Here is a 16,832-nt window from a genome sequence, read left to right on the forward strand (position 1 = left end):
AAATTCATTAAACTCAGTAATGACAACTTTGCTTGCTTGAGACAAAGACATCTCAAGGATTTTTCAGAAGCACCATGGGTTTTTGCGAGGGAAACCAAAGTGAACTAGCCCCCCAGGGATTCCGTCCAGAGCATCCACAGCCTTTTTCGAAGATCTCATATTCAACAGCAGGGCCAAGCTAAGGGAAGCTAACCTTAAAATTCAATACCCCCGTTACTGGTAAATTAGGAAACTTCGACCTCATAAAAGAACCTGCCATAGAGAGAGCTTTTGGATCATCAACCCAGGAAATCATAGAGTAAGCCAATCTTGTAAGGTACTTTCCGACGGAACCTCTCGCACCCTGTGCCTCATCTAGAACCACAACGAATCCTTCGTCGTGAAGTTTTAGGAGGATATCTTCAAGGGCACTCGTACTTCTTCAGGAGATTGTTATCCAAAATCCAAACTTGAAAATATCAACTTTCCCAATTGATGTAAGGGCACACTTCAATATGTTGCTCCTTTCAAGGGCCTCGTTAATCACCGTTTGGAACCTAACAACAAGTCTCTCTTGGAAAGGGTTGATCTCCCTAAGATGAAGTTTCTTCGGCCTCATTAGGGATGTTTTCCAAACCCTCCTTCCTTTACTACTATAATGGGAGCGTTTTTCTCTACCAAGTTAATTAACTCTCCCAATTCCTGCTATCTATGTAGAGATCCTCTCCTTGGGTTTTGGGCCTTGGATCGAAGTACAAATCTTGTAGTATACTATCAGGGCGATAGGTTAATAGGACAACAGGGAAGCAACCTATATGGATCTCAGGATACTAATACTCCTCATAGTGGCATTCATCCCCTCAAGGATACCAGGAACGTTTAACGAGTGGATCGCATATTTAGGGTTCTTCTACCTTCTAATCCCCCTGATCCTATTCAGGAAAGAGCTTAAAGACGTTGGATTTAAACTTCCAAAAAGCTGGAGGAGCACACTGGTTCTATTAGGAGTCGCCGTAATAATGAGTTTCCTAGGGCTCCTTGATGAAAGTATGAGAAGTTACTACCCCAGGTTCCCCTACTCAGGAGTTTATAGTTTCATCTTAGGGGAGCTCAAGATGGGGGTAGTTATGTTTCTACATGAGGCATTCTTTAGGGGCTTTCTCCTCTTCCCCCTTGCAAAGAAAAATAAATGGCTAGGTATTCTAGGCCAAACAATTCCTTATACCATTCTGCACGTTGGAAAACCTCCAATAGAGATCCCATACTCCTTCTTTGCTGGGATAGTATTTGCAATAATAGATCTAAGAGAAGAGAGCTTCCTACCGAGTTTTGTAGTTCACTGGCTTGGTTCAGCATTCTTTGATGTCCTTTGCATCTTAGCTTCCCAACATAGTATTTTAGGATAAGAAGAGGATAACAATCGAATTATTATAGGGAATTTCTCTAGTCTAGTCTCCTTTACATTTGATAAATATCCTGGCTTAGATAATTATCAGCTCAATAATCCAATTATGGAAGTTACTAGAGGAAAAGATTCAGCGTGAAACAACCCTTATAAATCCAATGGTCTTAAGTGAAAGCCATGTTTCTAATCACTTCCTCTTAGGGAAGAGAATAGCCTTAAAGCACTTTAACCGTTCCTTAAAGGAGTCCATTTCGCGAATATGCTCATCCATAGGTTCAAGAATTAGTAAGACTCGCACAATTCGGCTCGTAGCGAAGTCGCAAGCTTGGGACAAAGGAGGGGATGAGGAAGATTAAGTTTTTGAAAGATGCGCTAGGAACATTCACATTCATCTTCGACGAAATTGACAAAATGAAACGCTCCGCACAGAATAGGGGAGATTCTATAAATCCCCTTATCTACAGAATACCCACTTAAACGGACCTACTGACAAGAGTGACACCACATTTGCCCATTGGATTTAACATCTTCATGCCGCCTCGAGTACTTCACGAACACTGTTAAGCCAGGCGAAGATACTCAAGGATCACGTGAACAAGACCTTCAAACCAGACACTGTGAATCCGATCCTCATTAAGAGATCAAACTACCAGTGACCACCAAGAGGGTCGCAGATTTCTTTTAAAAATCTCGCTGTTAGGTTATTAATCATTTGAGCTCAATTAATGCTTGTCCTGTGTCGACGGCATCACCTTCCTTCACGAGGATCCTCTTCACAACACCATCCATGGGAGAAGGAATCTCATTCTCCATCTTCATTGCCTCTAAGATTAGAAGCCCTTGGCCTACCCTTACCCTATCACCTTCTCTAACGAGGATTTTCAAGACTTTCCCAGGCATTGGAGCAGTGACAACATTAGCACCAGCGACCGCTTGTGGTTTTGGGGTTTCAATTGGCAGAGATGACCTTGGAACTTGAACACTTGGAACGGCCCGAGGCAACATTTGTGGCTGAGCATACCTGGAGGGCACCAACCTCTCAAACTCAACCCCCTCAACCCAAACCTTGTATTCCCTCCCGTTTATGTAGATCCTTATCATCTTGCCCCTTGGCTTCTCCTCAACCGGCTTCAATTTACCCTGCTTCCTAAGCTCAAAGAATTCTAAAGCCACTTGTGGGAACAAGCAGTAAGTTACAACATCCTCCTCCCTCTCTAAATATCCTTTCTCCTCAAGCTCTCTCCTCGCTTTATCAAGCATCGGTTCAAGCAAGTCAGCTGGTCTCACGGTTATCGGTTCCTCATCACCAAGGATAAGCTTCTTCACCTCCTCCTTTATCGGAGCTGGGGGCCTCCCATACAACCCCTTCACGTAGTCCTTAGTCTCCTTAGTCACTCGCTTGTACCTTCCAAAGAGGACGTTCAAGACTGCTTGTACTCCAACTATTTGGGATGTTGGCGTAACTAGGGGTGGATATCCAAGATCCTCCCTGACCCTCGGAATTTCTTCAAGAACTTCATCAAGTTTGTCCAAGGCCTTAAGCTCGCTCAACTGTTTTATTAAGTTTGAGTACATTCCACCGGGAATCTGGTGAATTAGAACATTTGGATCTCCTTGTATAGCTTTTTTGCTTAGTAGATGATCATACTTCCTCTCCAGGAGATCTGCCAAGTACTTGGAAATCTCATGGATTAATTTCATGTCGAGTTTTGGCCTCTTTGCTTCTGGAATTGCATAGTACATTGTCTGAACTGCAGGTTGCGCCGTCCCACCGGCTAATGGGTGGATTGAAGTGTCTATATAATCCACTCCAGCCTCAATTGCTTTTAAATATGTGGCTACTGCCAGACCACTCGTTGCGTGAGTGTGGAAGTTGACCTTAATCCCATAGCGCTCTTTAATCTCTTTAACGAGGTTGTAAGCGGTTTGAGGGTCTGCAAGCCCAGCCATGTCTTTAATCGTTATGTAATCAACGTCAAGGTTAATAAGCTCGTCAACCTTACTCATGTAATACTTTAGGGTGAATATGGGACCAGTGGTATAGCATATACACCCCTGAACCTCAGCACCTACTTCCTTTGCTTTTTTGATAGAAGTCTTCATGTTCCTAACATCATTAAGGGCATCAAAAACTCTGAAAATGTCAATTCCATTTTTATAAGCGAGCTCTACAAATTTTTCAACAACATCATCCGGATAATGCCTGTAACCAACAATATTCTGACCTCTCAATAACATTTGGAGTTTTGTTTTCTTTATATGCTCTCTTAAGAGCCTCAGCCTTTCCCATGGATCTTCTCTTAGGAACCTTAGTAAAGCATCAAAAGTTGCTCCACCCCAAACCTCCATAGAGTAAAAGCCGGCTTTGTCCATTTTCTCCGCAATTGGAAGCATATCTTTCGTGCTCATTCTTGTAGCTATAAGGGACTGATGAGCATCCCTAAACGTGGTGTCGATAATTTCAACCATTTTAACCCCTGATTCAAATTTATCTAAGATAGTTTAAAACTCATCCCCCAATTTCCTCCTCCAACGAATTAACATTTGTTCTGCATAGCTAAGCTAAAACAATAACAAAATTGAACCAGGAACCATTGACTCTACCTCCCATCTATGATGAGTATCCATCTGTTAGGAACTACTTTTAGACCCCCATCACATCTTCGGACAGTTCACGTTCGAACTTAAAACCCACGTCTAAACCTAAAACTGCTTCCCAATTTTCCCTACTTTAGTGCCCAATATAAAAAGCTGTTAATAGGAGGATAATATCCTCTCAGAAGCCATAAGAGAAATCATCAAGGAGTGCACTTAGCTAGAGTTCCTCTTTTTTATTTCTTCCAACCTGTTAACGAGTTTCTCTATTATTCCTTCAAATGCCTTGGCCGCCGGAGTGTCGCCGTAGAGGACTATCGGAATTCCTGCGTCACTTGCCTCTCTCGCCTTCAAGTCTATTGGAACCTCACCTAAGAACTCAACGCCCTCCTTTTCGGCCAGCTTTCTCCCCCCACCCCTGCCAAAGATATCAATCTCGTTTCCACAGTGTGGGCATATGAGGTAGCTCATATTCTCAATAACGGCAATGTAGGGGATCTCCATCTTCTTCATGAAGTTAACGGCCTTGCCCGTATCGAGTAAAGCGACTTCTTGTGGTGTTGTGACAATAATTGCTGCATCGAGATTTATACTCTGGACGACGGTTAGGATTTCATCACCCGTCCCCGGAGGGAAGTCCACCACAAAGAAATCAAGCTCACCCCACTTGACATCTCCTAAAAGCTGCCAGATAGCCTTTGTAACGAGAGGACCGCGCCAGATTATAGGCTGATCCTCGCCGACCATGAATCCCAACGTCATCACCTTTATTGGTACCGTTTTGCCTCCGAAGTCTGTTTCAGGTGGAATCATCTCAAAGCGCCCGTCCTCCATCCTCTCGGCCAAAACATCAACTCCTTCCAGACCCATCATCTTGGCAACATTGGGTCCATGAATGTCTGCATCTAAGAGACCAACCCGAAAGCCCCTCTTCGCGAGGGCAGTTGCGAGGTTGACCGCAACCGTGCTTTTTCCGACGCCTCCTTTGCCGCTAAGGACAGCTACCTTGTATTTCCAATGTGACTCCTTAGCTTTAATATTCTCTTTTATACTCTGGAGGGCTTTAAGTGCCTCTTCCCTGTTAGCCTCCATGGAACACCACCGAAATACGCTCTTCTGTGTCCGCGATAAATTTTTCGGCTTTTAAACTGTTGGTTATACTCAAAACTGTCCAACAAGCTTTTTAATATTTTTGTGCATATGCACAATCAATGATGGTCACGCTAAAAGGTGGAATAAAAAGGGGAAACCTCGACAGGGACAGGTGATTTATCAGAGGCTAGTGAGGGGCTCCATGGCCTGGAGGGAATTCCTTCAGCTACCTGCCACCATAGCGGAAACCAGGATGGATCTACGGAAGGACTACTGTAACTACCCTCTACCTTAACTCTCTTTCCAACCCAGGTCTCATATAAGCAGAGACCGCAGAGTCCCCAATCTCACCCGATAAAGCGTTAAAGCGCCAAAGCCCTTCCCCTTTAGTAGGTGCTGAAGTTCGGGAGTACATATGATACAGCATCGCCCCAAACCAGAAGAGGAAAGTCCACTCGAATGAACAGGCTCTACACTTTCATAGGGGGGAACACGGAAATCCTGTATGATATCAGGAAAAGAAAAGAGCCGAGTCTATTCAATCCAGCTGTTCTTCTTTGAGAAATCCGCCAGTGGTCAGTGGTTAGGCATCTAACAAGCCTCATAGCTGAGAGAATCCTGTACAACCGCTATCCACACCTGTTTATCCTCTAGAGGAGTTGCCACTCAGCCCATAAAGAGGGCAACGACTACGTCCTCTTTCTCACCTTTCCGCTCACTATATCAACCCAAGACTGATAAGTACAAGTGAGTTCATCGTTACGCTCCCGGAGAGAACCTTCATTCTCGAAAAGGAGGCTTTAACATTCCGTTTTTAACATTCAGTTCAAAAAAGGCCTTTAAGTTCTTCCTTAGCACTATCCTTGATGCTCATCAAGGGAAAAATCGTAGGAAAAAAGGGTGTCGCCCACTTTGAAGTCCAAAAGGACAAGAAAGGAATGATGCTTAAGGTGGAGCTCCCCGAAGGGGAACCCCTCAATTACTTTGTTAACTGTCCCTGTCTCGAACCCCTAGAACTCGTTGGCCTCTTCCTGCCAACCTTTGAGGAGCACCTTGGTGAGATAGAAGGAGTTTTCGTTGAGGAAATTGAGGAGAAGAAGTCTGTCTTTGGAAAGGTTAGGGAGTTACTAAGAGGCTAGGAGGAGGAAGAGTAGCTTATTTCTTTCCTGCTGGCGTTGATGATTCCATAAACTCCGTCTCGAATGACCTCTACGCCAAGCTCATTATTTTTCAGATGGCTTATTGATATCTTCTTCACAAATCCCTACCTGTCTCAGGATGCTTTTTTAGTGTCCCAATGGTGACCTCCTCATGATTGGGAACAATAACAGTCCTCTTTCCACCATTCTCAACTTTATGTGACTTCCCCCTCTACTTAACAACTTAAACCCAAACTTCACGACAAGAATTTTTGTGTTGAGAAGGAAGTCACACCTCTCTCTGTAGTAATAGACCTAAACAAAAGTGTTGTTACTAGATTTTTACCGTTGAGCAATGAAAAGATAGCAGAGAAAGGAAAACATATGAGTGCTGGTTTTGAGCACTATCTTATTTAGTAGGTATATTCAGTGACATTTCACAGCGATTTCCATACCAACTTAAGAGTGTAAATTAGGTTCCAGAAAAAATAAAGCCTTCTAGCTCTTTAACTAGGCACTGCTTGCTCTATTTTTGCTTACCAATCTCCGGCTGGCATGTTTCAGAATATTGCTCTTTGTGTAGTTTTATCGAAGATGTGGATTTTCTTTATGTCGAAAATTACGTCAACCTCCTGGTTTTCCTTAACAAAACTCTCAGCGGGGAATTTTCCAACGAAGGAAACACCACCAGCCCTTAAATGGACGATCTTTTCACCACCAAGGTTTTCTACAATGTCCACCTTGGCATGAATTATGTTCTCCTGGGTTTTAACTTGGGTAGATGTGGCCTCGTAAATATCCTCTGGTCTAATGCCTAAAAGTACATCCTTATCAATCAAACCAACGTCCCTCAACAATTCGAATTGATCTGGAAGGAGTTTAAGTTTGAATTCTCCAAAGTCCACGAATCCATCCTCTGTAATTGTGACATTAAAGAAGTTCATTGGAGGACTACCAATGAAGCCTGCAACGAAGACGTTGGCAGGCTTGTTATAAACCTCATCCGGCGAACCAACCTGCTGAAGAACACCAGCATTAATCACTGCAATCCTATCCCCCATCGTCATTGCCTCGACCTGATCATGAGTAACGTAAATTGTTGTCACACCAAGTTGCCTTTGCAATTTCTTAAGCTCAGCACGCATCTTAACCCTAAGTTTTGCATCAAGATTACTCAACGGCTCATCCATGAGGAAGACCTGAGGTCTTCTTATTATAGCCCTTCCCAAGGCCACACGTTGCCTCTGACCACCACTCAGCTCCCTAGGCTTCCTCTTAAGCAAATCTGTCAAACCAAGCAACTCCGCAACCTCTCTAACTCTTTGATCTATTTCTTGTTTCGGCACCTTCCTAATTTTCAACGGAAAGGCAATATTATCATAAACACTCATATGTGGATATAGTGCATAACTCTGAAAAACCATCGCAACATCCCTGTCCTTCGGAGGAACAAAAACACCTCCTTCAGGATCCGCCACCAATCTATCACCAATATATATCCGACCCCTCGTTGGCTCTTCCAAACCAGCGATCATTCTCAAAGTCGTTGTCTTTCCACAACCCGAAGGACCAAGTAAGACCATGAATTCTCCATCCTTAATTTTAAGGTTGAGGTTTTTCACGACTTCAAAGTTCCCAAATATTTTCCAGACACCCTCTAGCCTGACACTAGCCATATAAGTCACCTCCAAACTTTATTCTTTTAAAGCTCCTGTTGTGTATCCTCTTATCAGGTATTTTCCCAGAGCTATCATTATGAAAAGTGTCGGGAGAGCCACAATGAGGGCTCCTGCCATTTGGATATTCCAATTTGCTACAAAACTCCCCTTGAGGTTTGCAAGTTTAACGGTTGCTGGCATCGCTTCTTCTCCTCTTGTAAGCACTACTCCAAAGAGATAATCGTTCCAGATGTTTACAAACTGGTAAATTGCTGTAACTACAAATGCGGGCTTTGAAATAGGTAGCACAACGCTTGTGTATATCTTGAGGGGGTTTGCACCATCCACTTTTGCAGCTTCTACAAGTTCATCCGGAATTTCGTAGTAATAGTTAGTGAACAGCAGTGTCGTTATTGGAATTCCATATGCTGTGTGAGTCAGAATTAACCCTGGGATTGTGTTATACAGCCCGAGACTTGATATTATCCTGACTAAAGGAATTAAAATTGCTTGATATGGAATGAATATTCCAAATGTTATCAGTACTAATAGCTTCTTTGATGTTGTGCTCCTTATGAGCTTTGCTAGTGCAAATCCTGCCAGTGAACCAAGAACTGTCGAGAATATCGTTGCAAAGACAGTAAATGCCAAGCTATTTATTATGGGACGTTTCAGCTCAGAGAAAGCTATTCTATAAGCCTCAAAATGCGGAGGAAATACTGGAGTTACAGGAGTTGTTAATGCAACCTGCTCTGTACTCTTTGTTGAAGTAGTTATGGCACTCCATATTGGGAGGAGATATACAAAGGCCAGGAATATGAGGAGCAGATACATAATTAACCTTGAGAATGAAACTTTTTTCTTCATTTTTTCTCACCTCTGTAACTCCAGTAGAGATATGGCAACACAACGGCTAAAGCCATTAGGAGCAGAATTGTGGCTATTGCAGCTCCATAGGAGAACTTTGTCTTTGCAAATGTTTCAACGTACATCTGAACTGCCAAGATATATGTTGACGTTCCTGGCCCCCCTCTGCTGAGGATCCAGATAAAGTCGAACGCTTTGAGTGAAAATACCATTAGAACGACAAAGGCACTGAGGGTTGGTTTAACAAGCTGTGGGATTACAACACATCTGTAAAGTTGCCATGCATTAGCTCCATCAACCATTGCAGCTTCATAATGATCGGTTGGTATCGATCTAATCCCAGCAAGATAAATTATCCATTGTATATCCCGAAAACTGCCAGATTAACGCGATTATAACACAGTACATTGCAATTTTTGGATCAGTTATCCAGTCACTTTTAAGAAAACCAAGATGAAGTTTTTCAAACAATGTGTTTAAAACACCATCTGAAGGGGAATACATCCAAGCCCAGAGTGTAGCAGTAACTAAAAACGAGAGGGCAAATGGAAGGGCATAAATAGTCCTAAATGCTCCTTCAAACCTAATTTTTCTATCTTAGGAGTATTGCGAGGAACAAACCTATTAAAATCGCGCCAGGAACGAACAGGAGGATCAGAAGTAAGTTATTTTTAAGTGAAATCCAGAAAACAGGATCTTGAAGTAATTGTTTGTATTGGTACAATCCAACAAACTTGTAAGAAGGAGTTAGGCCCCTCCAATTAGTAAATGAGATGTATATGTTCCATCCAATTGCAACATAAACAAAAATTCCCACCAAGATCAGTGCAGGAGCTAAAAATAAAAGAATATAAGGAAGATCCGGAGACCTTCTCACCTTTGTCTCCCCCCATTTTAACCAAGATCCCACTCTTTGATCTTGTTCGGAATGAGATCCTTCTTCATAGCACTTATTATCTTACTCGCTGCCGCATTAATATCTTTGGTTGTTGCAAGCTCAGAGATAATGTCGTTGAGGTCAGCTGCAAACGCCTCTGGTACTGCACTTCCGTGGGCGATGCTTGGGAACAGCTTTGTTGACTTAGACCTTAGTTCTTTCATAAATGCCTTCTGGATTGGATCGTATGGGTCAGATGGCGCATCCATCCTTGGGGGTATTGAACCTTTTATCGGGTTGAAGGTGTTCTGAGCTTCGACTGTTCCGATGAAGCTTAACCACTTTTTGGCAGCATCTGGATGGGCAGCCTGAGCTGGAAGCACGAAAGTGTCTATAACTAGGTCGTAGGTATTCGCGGGGATAATTATAGCTCCATAGTCAACGTTTGGTTGCCATCCATTTGCCTTGAAGTAACCATTTGCCCAATCCCCCATAAGGGTCATTGCAGCTTCTCCCTTGTAAACCATGGCACACGCCTCGTCCCAAGTCTTCGCGGCGTGATCAGGGTTGGAGTACTCCACATACTTCACGAAGTACTCAAGGACTTTTCTAAGTGTTGGATCATTGTCACTTATCTCTCCATTGATAAATTTCTCATAGTAGTCAATTCCCCCAACTGCAACAAGAAGAACCTCAAACACTTGAGTTGCCGGCCACTTATTTCTATCGCCAAGAGCGAAAGGAGTCACACCCTCCTGCTTAAGCTTCTCGGCAACAGCAAAGAGGTCATCAATAGTTTTAATGCTCGATGGGTCAATCCCATATTGGTCAAAAATTTTCTTATTGTACCATATGACGTTCGCTCTGTGGACATTTATAGGAACAGCATAGTAGTGTCCATTAAAGATTACCATTTGCTCTATAACATCAGGATAGTTCTTCTTCATGTCCTCTGTCCAGATATCATCAATTGGGGAAAGCTGGTTGGCTTGAATATAGGGGGCCATCTCATACCCCGCGTGGGCTTGGAATGTGTCAGGAGGCTTTCCTGCAAGCATTAGTGATTGGAGAATCATCTTCAGATTTACTCCACCACCACTTACGGGATTTGCTTTTACTTCAATGTTAGGATATTTCTCTTGGAATTTCTTAGCCACTGCATCAAAGGCCTCTTTTTCACCTCTTCTTCGGCCGGTGTCAGGGCTTTTTCTCCATCATACACCAGCCACACGATCTTTCAATTTAATGGCGGAATTCAACGGAAATAGTTCTCACTAATAAAGGTTTGAGACTGAAATATAAAGGTTAAGGTTTTTATGGATGATTAATATTACCAAGGTGAGGGGAGATGGCGTATAAGAGTCTTAGAGTGCAGGTGCTAATGCAGGCCTTCTAAAATTATCTGATGCTCCTCTGAATAACATTGACGACCCTTGCACTGTAACTCTTTGCGAGAGCCCAGATTTCTTCGTGAATATCTTTAGTCTAAACTTACTTCTTTTGCTTTCTTCCTCTGCAATTAGCCTGAGAAATTCTTCGAGCTCTATAATTGTCGTTAGGTTTTATTAAGGTTAGACCTAACGAAAGCTCACTTTCGTTAAACTCCCACGAGTCCATGAAAGTTAAGGAGACTCTTGGGGGTGATTGACACTGACTTAGTTTAAGACGACTGAACTGCCACCATATTTTATTATTTGACGCAATTCATTTTCGAGTGGGAATAGTGAAAACTAAGGAGCTTGATTCCCTCCCTGCCCTAAAGGGTGAGGCCTTCATGTTACCTTTGCCTTCATAAACTTCAATCCCCAAACCATCAGCGCGCCTTGAATCGCCAGAGCGACGAGAAAGCCAATGATATGTGCACCCAGCGACAACGGATGACTGGTGGCAAAGTAGTAAACTGTGTAAGCGCCAACGGGTATGTTAAGCAGTGCACTCGCCACGAGGCCCGGGTTGTAGCCATGCTTGAAGAACATGCCCACATGCGAGAGGGCATTCAGGATCGAGAAATAGGCCGTCCATATTCCGATTGAAATATCAACGAGACTTGCGAGGACAGCCGAGAGCGGGAATCCAATGAAGATTATTGGAACGTTAATCCAAAGGGCGTGTGTTTTTGTAAGTGGCCAGTCCCCCTGCTTTGAGCCCAGAACCTTTTTGTTGAAGAACTCCACGAAGCCACCAGGGTAAATGTACTCCTCGAACTGGTGCACCCAGTAGACCGGTGTCTGCAGCCAGATTAGGAAGAGGGGGAAGTTCTCCTTGAAGACGAACAAAACCAGCAGAACAGTTACATACACGGCAAGAAAGGGCGTTGAAACTGGCCAGTACTCCTCAAGCCACGATATTATCGAACATTTTTTCATGAACTTCACGACAACCACCTGCTTGAGCAATGTTATTCGTAGAGCGTGACCCCCCCATTTTTATTAGGAGGGCTTTCAGGGAAATGGCAACCTCACACCCTCAAACACGCTTAAACATCATATTCCAGGATCACTACACCACCAAAACTACCTCACAGAGCTATATAAAAATTACGGGAACCAAAAGATGCCAAATGCTCCGATTTATCCCAATCAAGAAATTTCCCAGAAGGATAACATTGAGAGATAACACCAAACCCTAAATCTACCTACCACCAATTGTCACCACCTTTGTGGGCTGGGAGCCTCACCCTTTAGGGGGAGGAAAGCCCGCTATATTCAATTTTTATTCCTCCTGAGGGCCTCTAACCGTGCCCGATGACGCCAACCTGCCCGACGACCACGGGCGACCCTGCGGAGCTATGGGAACCCCCGCAAAGGGGAGGAGGTCAGTGGAATCTCTATAGTCGCATAAGCATCTCCTGTTCCACCAATGTCAAACTTTTCTCCAACACTTGCATATGTTATTGCATACCCATATCCTATTGCCTCAATTCAGGTGGAAACTTTTTGAGAACTACCTAAATATGCCTCGTTTCTATTTGTATGAAATAAACCATTATGATTTAACTCTCGACTCACCATATTCTGCTCTATTCCAAGATATACAACAGTTCCTCCACCGCTCCCTGGGTCAATATTAAACCGAAATTATTTATTAAGACTCCCCGGTTTACTTTAAGACTATCCTAAGTAATATCTTACTTATATTCTACACAAAAATCTCTTACAAGCCCAAAAATAAAAAGAAGCAAAGACTAGGATATAGTGTTAGTTGTGCTCTAACGTAGCATCCCCTCAAGCTTCTCCACGAAGGCTATACTCCTCTTGACATCAGCAAAGTACTCCTTGGCCTTCTCAACGTGCTCTCTCTCCACTCTCTTGCCTCCTGCTATGATGCTTGCCGGGGCCAGTAGCTGAACTGCGTATCTTAGGCTAGTCTTCTCACCGAGCTCCGCAAGGTACTCTAGGGCTTCCTCGCTAAGCTCTATCCCCTCCTCCTTGGCCCTTATCTTCACGATTTCCCTTATCTCCTCCCTCTTGTAGGGTTCAGTGTTTATTATTAACAGCCTGTCAAGCATGTCCAGCGGAATTCCGTGAGGGGCCTCGATATCAGTTCCCCTTATCTTCGTCATTCCCCTGTTGGTTGCTAGGATTAAAATTGGAGCAAGCTCGTTCTCCATTGCTCTAGCCAAGAATGAGAATGCTTCGATGTCGAGCATGTGACACTCATCTATGAAGAGCACCCCAGGGACTAAAGTCGCTTTGCCCTCTTCTATCCACTGCTTAACGGTTTGATCAACCCTCTCCCTGATCTCATCGTTTATCTCCATTCCTCCACCAAAGAGAAGGCTGAATATACCTCCAGCCCTCGCATTCACGACGTCAAGGTCATGAAGGGTTACCGTGTACGTGAACTCCTTTACTTTGAGAACTGGACCTGATGGAAGCTCCACCTTCTTCCTGAAGAATAGTCCCTCCTCTTCTTTTGTTGTTCCAACTCTTGAAACCCTTCCCGTCTCGGCATCTATCTGTATTACATCACCCTCTTCAATTCCAAGCTCGAGCAACTGATAGGCAATTTCCCTGCCAGCTCTTAGTGTTTTCTCATCGTCCTTTGTCTTTAAAGTTATCTTAACGCTCTCTGGAACCTCTATGTAGGGATTGAAGGGGTGCCTCGTTCTCTTAATCTCTATCCTCTCGACCATTCCCTCGTAAACCTTCCTCTCCTCACTAATTCTAACACCAATGGCCCTCCTTAGGGCCTGCTTCAGGAATTCAGTCTTCTTGACTTCGGCAGAATAAATTTCGCTACCACTTATTTGAACGAAGGGAACGTCTTCACCAAGTTCCTTGGCTATACCCATTGCTATCGCAGTCTTACCGCTCCCCGTTGGTCCAACAAGCAGAATACCCTTGCCAGCAAGTTTGCCCTGTTTTATCAACTTAACAGCAATTCCAGCAGCTTCCCTAGCTTTAACTTGACCGACCATCCCGTCTCCAATGAATTTTGCCTTGCCGTTCTCATCCAATCCCAGGCCTTTTATGTGGGAGTGCATTCCAACTCTCTCAAACTTGACTGTTGGGAGCTCCTCTATAACTGGCATTTCACCACCTCCAGCAGTTTTTCTTCCAATAGGTAATTAAAATAGTGTTTTAAAAACTTAGCCCCTGAAAAGCGGCCATCATCCCTAGTGTGAAGGAACTTGTGAACGTTCTTTTCAGGCCATCCTATCCTTTCACCTTTCTAATATCGAATTCAAGAACATATGATTTTTATATCAAGGAGAGGAGTTCCATCAACTATATCAATGTCTTTAACGTGCAGGACATTTTCCTCTATACTCAGGAGCCTCACTATGGAAATGCCTATGGGATTAGGTCTGCTTGGGGCCCTAGTAGCAAAAACTCCATGATACTCATCGTGCATGTACGGCTTTACAATACAAGTAGGGAGTCCAGTTTTGCCAAGTGAAAGTGATAAATCAAGATTATGTGAGAAAAGCCGTTAATATTTTTCAGGCCCTCAGCGTACTCAGGGAATACTATAACCTCACCTCTAGTCCTTTTAGCCGCAGAAGGCTGAATAGAAATGCCTTTCGATTCCTTAAAGGGCGTTCTAATTATCCCAATTGATTTATAATACCTAATCTTCATCATCTCCCCAACATCTTGTGAGCCCTTGCAAGGTGTTTGGCTGCTATAGCCGCAAGTAGAGATAGCTCCCCTGCAAGAACTGCACCCGCAACTATTTCAGCAAACTTCTTAGCATTTACCCCAGGAGGATCCCCTCCACCAGCGACACCCATTATCTCAAGGGCTTCTCTCTGAGTAGGAACCCTAGTTCCCCCTCCAACGGTTCCTATTTCAAGGCTCGGCATCGTTATGCTTATGTATAGATCACCTTCTGGAGTTACTTCCGCTATGGTTATCCCGTGAGAGCCCTCGGTGATCTGAGCCTCATCCTGCCCAGTGGCTAGGAATATCGCCCCAACTATGTTGCCGAAGTGGGCGTTGAAGCCATAGCTACCAGCTTGAGCAGAGCCAACAAGGTTCTTCAGGTAGTTTACCTCCGCGATTAGTTCTGGAGTAGTCTTCAGCTTCCTCTTAACTATCTCCCTGGGGACTACAGCTTCGACAACGACTGTTTTCCCCCTGCCGAGGATGAAGTTCACGGCGTTAGGCTTTTTGTCCACGCAGAGGTTTCCCGATAGTGCCAAGTACCTTACATCGGGGAAGTGCTCCTCGATAACCTTCATTATCTCCTCGCTCGCTATTGTGACCATGTTCATTCCCATTGCATCTCCAGTCTCAAATTCAAACCTAAGATAGAGGTTCCTGCCCACTATGAAGGGCTTAACACCCCTAAGCTTTCCGTGTCTCGTGACTTTACTTACCGCCTTCTCCTGCAGGTACTCAAGGTTCTCCTGAACCCACTGTGCAACTTCCCTCGCCCTTCTAGCATTAGGACACTTTATTAGTGGTGCTCTCGTCATCTTGTCATCCAACAGAGTAGTAACGACTCCACCTGCCTCGGTTAAGGCTGAGCAGCCCCTGTTCACCGAAGCGACTAAGGCTCCTTCCGTGGTGGCCAGAGGAATGTAGAACTCTCCCTTAGCGTACTCTCCATTTATCTTTAAGGGCCCAGCGACTCCCATTGGTATCTGAACCACGCCGATCATGTTCTCTATATTCCTCCCGATGAGCTGGTTAGGATCTATGCTGTAGTGGCCTATGTGCTCGAGCTTTATTCCAAGCTTCCTCTCCAAAGCCTTCCTCCTTATCTCGGTTGCAAGCCTCTTATCCCCATTAACATAGTTCTCTACTTGATGAAACTTAATCTCACCCTTCGCAACTTTCTCTATAATCTCCTCAACGTTCATATCATCACCCCTGCGCAGAAGAGCCAAAAATCCACTCTTCGGTTAGCTGGCCCGCCTCTTTAAAAGCTACCGCGGCATCGCTGTGGGGTCTATATACTAGAACGGGTATTCCAGCATTCACAGATTCAGGAACGGCATCATCAAAAGGGATAACTCCAATGACAGGAACACCTATATCACTCTCTATAACCTCAACTATCTTATCGATGACATCCGCTGCCTCCCTAACCTTGTTTATAACAACTCCCACTTCAAGCCTAAATCTATCACCCAATGCCTTGAGCTTCAAAACCTCATTTTCAACCATCGTCTCAAAGGAGTATATTGGAGACCTTTCAATCTCAACAACTATTATCTGATAATCGAAAACCTCAAACGCAGGAAGGGTATCGAAAGGAACTCCAGTTGGCGAATCCACAAATATGAGGGGGTACTTGTACTTAAGATTCTCAATTATATCCTTCAATCTCTGACCGGAGATCCCCAGAACATCTTCAAGCCTTGAACTCCCGGGCATCACATAAACTCCAGTTTCCTTATGTCGATATATAGCCCATTCAGGATCCATATTGGGGTCTTTAACGACCGAATGAAGCGTGTACTTCACATTATCTAGGGCAAAGTGAAGACCAAGATTTGGGAGGTAAAGATCCCCATCTATAGCAAGAACTCTATAATCGGCTTGGGCAAAGTATGTACTTAAGTTTGCAGTCGTTGTAGTTTTTCCAGCTCCACCCCTTCCCGTAACAACGATCACTGCCATATTTGTCCGCCCCTGGGGGTTTAACAAGAGACAAATTAGTCTTCAAACGAAGAAGATATAAGGTTTTTGCTAAGGGGTTGAATTTCCTTCAATACACTGCTCCACTCCCTTGTGGGGATGTAATAAGGTTTTTAAATTCAATGTAAC

Annotated in this window: 14 protein-coding genes and 2 pseudogenes; 3 read left to right on the forward strand and 13 right to left on the reverse strand. The window is 44.0% G+C overall.

Annotated elements, in window-relative coordinates; genetic code table 11:
- Window positions 1-794 precede the first annotated feature (794 nt).
- Complete coding sequence (gene mrtA, locus P8X24_RS02585; RefSeq protein ID WP_372913920.1) at window positions 795-1,385, forward strand: CPBP family archaeomyxosortase MrtA; 591 nt, start codon at window positions 795-797, stop codon at window positions 1,383-1,385.
- 707 nt (window positions 1,386-2,092) lie between these two features.
- Here mrtA and oadA read toward each other — a convergent pair.
- Window positions 2,093-3,853 (reverse strand): sodium-extruding oxaloacetate decarboxylase subunit alpha, encoded by a 1,761-nt coding sequence (oadA, locus tag P8X24_RS02590; RefSeq protein WP_372913921.1) that lies wholly within the window; start codon window positions 3,851-3,853, stop codon window positions 2,093-2,095.
- Between the two features lie 342 nt (window positions 3,854-4,195).
- Window positions 4,196-5,017, reverse strand: a pseudogene (locus tag P8X24_RS02595) (Mrp/NBP35 family ATP-binding protein); the annotation flags it as partial.
- A 447-nt stretch (window positions 5,018-5,464) separates the two neighbouring features.
- Between P8X24_RS02595 and P8X24_RS02600 the strand changes: the two are divergent.
- Both P8X24_RS02600 and P8X24_RS02605 read left to right on the forward strand, forming a co-directional pair.
- Complete coding sequence (locus tag P8X24_RS02600) at window positions 5,465-5,632, forward strand: hypothetical protein (protein WP_372913922.1); 168 nt, start codon at window positions 5,465-5,467, stop codon at window positions 5,630-5,632.
- 305 nt (window positions 5,633-5,937) lie between these two features.
- Window positions 5,938-6,210, forward strand: coding sequence for a hypothetical protein (locus P8X24_RS02605; protein WP_372913923.1), 273 nt, complete (start codon window positions 5,938-5,940; stop codon window positions 6,208-6,210).
- A gap of 560 nt (window positions 6,211-6,770) precedes the next feature.
- On the opposite strand, the gene P8X24_RS02610 is transcribed toward P8X24_RS02605, so the two are convergent.
- From P8X24_RS02610 to P8X24_RS02660, 11 genes and pseudogenes are all read right to left on the reverse strand, one after another.
- Complete coding sequence (locus tag P8X24_RS02610) at window positions 6,771-7,886, reverse strand: ABC transporter ATP-binding protein (RefSeq protein WP_372913924.1); 1,116 nt, start codon at window positions 7,884-7,886, stop codon at window positions 6,771-6,773.
- 18 nt (window positions 7,887-7,904) lie between these two features.
- Complete coding sequence (locus P8X24_RS02615) at window positions 7,905-8,735, reverse strand: carbohydrate ABC transporter permease (RefSeq protein WP_372913925.1); 831 nt, start codon at window positions 8,733-8,735, stop codon at window positions 7,905-7,907.
- Entirely contained in the window at window positions 8,732-9,037 is a 306-nt protein-coding gene (locus P8X24_RS02620) for a carbohydrate ABC transporter permease (RefSeq protein ID WP_372913926.1), read from the reverse strand. Before P8X24_RS02620 ends, P8X24_RS02615 begins: the two co-directional genes overlap by 4 nt.
- A 290-nt stretch (window positions 9,038-9,327) precedes the next feature.
- Entirely contained in the window at window positions 9,328-9,612 is a 285-nt protein-coding gene (locus tag P8X24_RS02625) for a carbohydrate ABC transporter permease (protein WP_372913927.1), read from the reverse strand.
- A gap of 17 nt (window positions 9,613-9,629) precedes the next feature.
- Window positions 9,630-10,775 (reverse strand): annotated as a pseudogene (locus P8X24_RS02630) (ABC transporter substrate-binding protein); the annotation flags it as partial.
- Window positions 10,776-11,384: 609 nt separating this feature from the next.
- A complete protein-coding gene (locus P8X24_RS02635) occupies window positions 11,385-11,978 on the reverse strand; it encodes an HXXEE domain-containing protein (RefSeq protein ID WP_372914180.1) in 594 nt (197 codons plus the stop codon).
- An 842-nt stretch (window positions 11,979-12,820) separates the two neighbouring features.
- Entirely contained in the window at window positions 12,821-14,146 is a 1,326-nt protein-coding gene (locus P8X24_RS02640) for a RuvB-like helicase (RefSeq protein ID WP_372913928.1), read from the reverse strand.
- Window positions 14,147-14,298: 152 nt separating this feature from the next.
- On the reverse strand, window positions 14,299-14,469 hold the full coding sequence (locus tag P8X24_RS02645; RefSeq protein ID WP_372913929.1) for a TrmO family methyltransferase domain-containing protein: 171 nt from the start codon (window positions 14,467-14,469) through the stop codon (window positions 14,299-14,301).
- An 8-nt stretch (window positions 14,470-14,477) separates the two neighbouring features.
- A complete protein-coding gene (locus P8X24_RS02650; protein WP_372913930.1) occupies window positions 14,478-14,696 on the reverse strand; it encodes a TrmO family methyltransferase domain-containing protein in 219 nt (72 codons plus the stop codon).
- Complete coding sequence (hmgA, locus tag P8X24_RS02655) at window positions 14,696-15,922, reverse strand: hydroxymethylglutaryl-CoA reductase (NADPH) (protein ID WP_372913931.1); 1,227 nt, start codon at window positions 15,920-15,922, stop codon at window positions 14,696-14,698. Before hmgA ends, P8X24_RS02650 begins: the two co-directional genes overlap by 1 nt.
- A gap of 4 nt (window positions 15,923-15,926) precedes the next feature.
- Window positions 15,927-16,685 (reverse strand): MinD/ParA family ATP-binding protein, encoded by a 759-nt coding sequence (locus tag P8X24_RS02660; protein ID WP_372913932.1) that lies wholly within the window; start codon window positions 16,683-16,685, stop codon window positions 15,927-15,929.
- Window positions 16,686-16,832 lie beyond the last annotated feature (147 nt).

The sequence above is a fragment of the Pyrococcus kukulkanii genome, assembly GCF_041647995.1.
Lineage (GTDB): Archaea > Methanobacteriota_B > Thermococci > Thermococcales > Thermococcaceae > Pyrococcus.